General features: G+C 70.9%; 3 protein-coding genes. All 3 read left to right on the top strand.

Annotated features, from left to right (window positions below; genetic code table 11):
• A partial coding sequence (locus G6026_RS10230) for a penicillin-binding transpeptidase domain-containing protein (protein ID WP_182613112.1) occupies positions 1-1,564 on the top strand: 1,564 nt, incomplete at its 5' end.
• 18 nt (positions 1,565-1,582) lie between these two features.
• Entirely contained in the window at positions 1,583-2,467 is an 885-nt protein-coding gene (locus G6026_RS10225; protein ID WP_182613111.1) for an SDR family NAD(P)-dependent oxidoreductase, read from the top strand.
• Between the two features lie 30 nt (positions 2,468-2,497).
• Positions 2,498-4,196: acyl-CoA dehydrogenase (locus tag G6026_RS10220; RefSeq protein WP_241728013.1), on the top strand; the 1,699-nt coding region annotated here is incomplete at its 3' end.

Genomic DNA, 4,196 nt, shown 5'->3' with positions numbered 1-4,196 from the left:
CGACGACGACGAGGCGGGCTCCGACCCGGCCGGCGGGACCCCCGGCGCGGAAGCCGCCCCCCGCATCGTCACGACCACCGGCGAGGCGCGGACCACCAGGGTCGGCGAGGACTGGAGGGTCGAGTGGTCGCCGACGATCCTCGACACCCGCCTCGAGCCGGGGGGCACCCTGGCCTTCTCCGAGATCCTGGACTACGACACCTCGGTTCTCGACCGCACGGGCGAACCGCTGCTGCAGTGGACTCCGGTGACCGCGGTGACCCTGGCGCCGGGGGCGGTGGAGTCCGCGGACGCGGTCGCGGCGTTGGTCAGCCCCGTGGTGCCGACGATCACCGGGCAGACGATCCGCGACGGCATGGCCGAGGCCGGCGACCAGCCGTACCAGATCGTCGCGCTCCGCCCGTCCGACATCGACCCGATCCGCGAGCAGCTCGCCGCCGTCCCGGGGGTGACGCTCCCCGAACGCGGGGATCTCATCCGCACCGACCGCAGCCTGACCTCTCCTGCGATCAACAATCTGCCGACCGCGTGGATGGACGCGATCGCCGCGAAAGGTGGCTGGACCGCGGAGATCGTCAATCCCGACGCGGAACCGATCGAGCTCGGCAGCGCCCCGGTGGGCCAGGTCGACGACCTCGTCTCCACGCTGCAGATCTCGATGCAACGGGCGGCCCAGCAGGCGGTGGACTCCTCCGCCCTGGGAGCGTCGATCGTGGCGATCCAGCCCTCGACCGGCGGAATCCTGGCCGTGGCACAGAACTCCGTCGCCGACCGGCAGGGGCCGGTGTCCATGCAGGGCCGCTTCCCGCCGGGGTCGACGTTCAAGATCGTCACCACGGCCGCGGCGCTCGAGGCCGGCGTCGTCGGCCCGGACGAGGTCGTGCCCTGCCCGGCCTCGGTGACCGTGTCCGGGCGCACGATCCCCAACGACGATGACTTCGAACTCGGCCCGGTCCCGCTGGAGACCGCGTTCGCCCGCTCGTGCAACACCAGCCAGGCCGTCATCAGCGACCGGCTCTCGCCGGAGGCCATGAAGGACACGGCCGCGAAGCTCGGGCTGGGAGTCGGGTTCTTCGCCCCCGGTCTCGGTGTGGACACCTACACCGGGTCCGTGCCCGTCACCGAACAGGGTCCGGCCCGTGTGGAGGCGGCGATCGGGCAGGGCGAGGTGCTGGCCAGCCCGTTCGGGATGGCGGTCATGACGGCCTCGCTGGCGGGCGGCGGGCGGATGATCCTGCCGCACGTGGTCGACGGGATGCCCGCCACCGCCAACGACACTCCGGAACCCCTGGACCCGGGTGTGGTGGACACCCTGCGCCGGTACATGGAACAGACCGTGCGATCGGGCACCGCGACGGCTGCGAACTCGATCCCCGGACTCGGGGGCAAGACCGGGACGGCCGAGGTCGGCACCGGCCCCGCCCACGGGTGGTTCGTCGGCTCCACCGGGGACATCGCGCTCGCGGTCCTCATCGAGGGCGCCGACTCCTCGGGCCCGGCCGTGTCGATGGCCGCGCAGTTCCTCGGTGCCGCGGGACAGCCCGCACCGCTGGCACGGGGCTGACCCGGTAGGTTTCGCCTCATGCGTCTTCCCCACCTCCCCGTGTCCGGTCTCCCCGTCCCCGGCCTCGACCGGATACCGTTCGTCTCCTCCCCCTCCCCCGCGGACACCAATCGCCGGGTCCTGGTCACCGGCGGGGCGTCGGGTCTCGGCCTGGCCCTGGCCACGGCGTTCCTCGAGCGCGGTGACCGCGTGATGATCGCGGACCTCGCGGCCACCGACGACCGGCCGGACTCGCTGCCCGCCGACGCCCGCTATCTGCGTCTGGACGTGCGCTCCGAGGAGGAATGGCAGGCGGCGCGCGCCGAGGTCGAGAAGACCTGGGGCGGGCTGGACGTGCTGGTCAACAACGCCGGGATCGCGCAGGGCGGCCGCATCGAGTACCTCACCGAGGAGGACTGGCGGCTCATCACGGACATCAACCTGCTGGGTGTCGCGCGCGGGTGCCGCACTTTCGTCCCGATGCTCAAGGCCCAGGGCCGGGGGCACCTCGTCAACACGGCGTCCCTCGCCGGCCTCGTACACCCGCCGACCATGGCCTCCTATACAGCGGTCAAGGCGGCCGTGGTCGCGATCTCCGAGACCCTGCGGTGGGAACTGGAGCCGTTCGGGGTCGACGTCTCCGTGCTGTGCCCGTCGTTCTTCCGCACCAACCTGGCCTCGAGCCTGAACTCCTCCGACCCCGCCGCGAGCGCGTTCGCGAGCAAGCTCATCGACCGCTCCGAGCGCGGTGCGGACGAGATCGCCGCCGAGGTGATGACCGGACTGGACGCGAAGCGGTTCCTGATCCTGCCCGACCCGGACGCCCGGAAGGCCTACCGCGGCAAACGGTTCATGCCCGCCGCGTACGCCAGGACCATGCTCGGCATGGGCCAGAGGTTCGCCCGGGCCACCGGCGGGAGCTGACGGCCGCGGCCGGCCGGGTAGCCTGCGGCTATGGCTCCCTCGAATACCCTTCCCTCGACCGTGATGTCCCGGGCCGACATGGACTTCCTGCTCCATGACTGGCTCCGGGTGTCCGAGCTGTGTGGGCGCGAGCGGTACTCGGACCACTCGCGCGAGACCATCGACTCCGTGGTCGACCTGTCGGCCGAACTCGCCGAGAAGTACTTCGCTCCCCACAACCGCACGGCCGACCTCAACGAGCCCAGACTCGTGGGCGAAGAGGTCGAACTGATCCCGGAGATCGCCGAGGCCCTGCGCCGCTTCGCCGACGCGGACCTGGTGGGCGCCGCGATGGACTCCCGGGTCGGGGGCATGCAGTTGCCGTACACCGCGTACCTGGCGTGCATGGCGTGGTTCTACGCCGCCAACGTCTCCACCGCCGCGTACCCACTGCTCACCACCGGCAACGCCAACCTGTTGATCGAACACGGTTCCGAGGAGCAGATCGAGCGGTACGTCCGGCCCATGGTCGAGGGTCGCTTCACCGGGACCATGTGCCTGTCCGAGCCACAGGCCGGCTCCAACCTCGCCGACATCACCACCCGCGCCGAGCCGCAGGACGACGGGACCTACCGGCTGTTCGGGCAGAAGATGTGGATCTCCGGCGGCGAGCACCAGATGTCCGAGAACATCGTGCACCTGGTGCTGGCCAAGGTGCCCGGTTCGCCGGCCGGTACCCGCGGCATCAGCCTGTTCGTCGTGCCGAAGTTCCTGGTCGACGAGGACGGGTCGATCGGGGAGCGCAACGACATCGTGATCACCGGCCTCAACCACAAGATGGGCTTCCGCGGCACGGTCAACACCATGCCCACCCTCGGCCAGGGCATGCACACCCCCGGCGGCCGGCCGGGCGCTGTCGGGTACCTCGTGGGCGAGGAGAACACCGGCCTCAAGAAGATGTTCACCATGATGAACGAGGCCCGGCTCGGCGTCGGCCTTGGCGCCACGGCACTCGGATACACCGGCTACCTCAAGTCGCTCGACTACGCGCGCACCCGTCCGCAGGGCCGGGCACCCGGTTCCGATCCGTCCTCGCCGCAGGTCATGCTGACCGGTCACGCCGACGTGCGGCGGATGTTGCTGGCCCAGAAATCGTACGTGGAGGGAGCGCTCGCGCTGGGGTTGTTCTGCGCGCGACTCGTCGACGAGGAGAGGACCGGCTCGCCGGAGGAGGCCGTGGCCGCCTCGACCCTCCTGGACGTGCTCACCCCGATCGCAAAGTCGTGGCCGTCGCAGTGGTGCCTCAAGGCCAACGAGTTGGCGGTGCAGGTGCTGGGTGGTGCCGGCTACACCATCGACTACGACGTGGAACAGCACTACCGCGACAACCGGCTCAACCCGATCCACGAGGGCACGCACGGGATCCAGGCCCAGGACCTGCTCGGGCGCAAGGTCCTCGCCGGAGGTGGCGCCGGTCTCGCCGCGCTCAGCGAGCGCATCGCCGCCACCTGCGACCGCGCGGATGCGGCAGGCGGCGCGGTCGAGGAGTTCGCCGCACTGCTCCGACCCCGGGTGACACGACTGATCGAGGTGACCACCGCACTCGCGGGGGTCGGGGCGACCGACCCGGAGGCGTTCCTGGCCGACGCCACGGAGTATCTCGAGGCCACAGGGCACATCGTGATCGCCTGGATCTGGTTGGAGCAGGTGCTCGCCCTGGGGGGCCGTATCGACGACGACACCGACGGTC

Source organism: Dietzia sp. DQ11-38-2 (genome assembly GCF_014145055.1).
Taxonomy (GTDB): Bacteria; Actinomycetota; Actinomycetes; order Mycobacteriales; family Mycobacteriaceae; genus Dietzia.
This window is presented reverse-complemented; position numbering and strand designations above follow the sequence as displayed.

What these genes read in the sequence shown, in the direction of transcription:
- G6026_RS10225 (WP_182613111.1), top strand. Translation starts at nt 1,583, where the DNA reads ATGCGTCTTCCCCACCTCCCCGTGTCCGGTCTCCCCGTCCCCGGCCTC.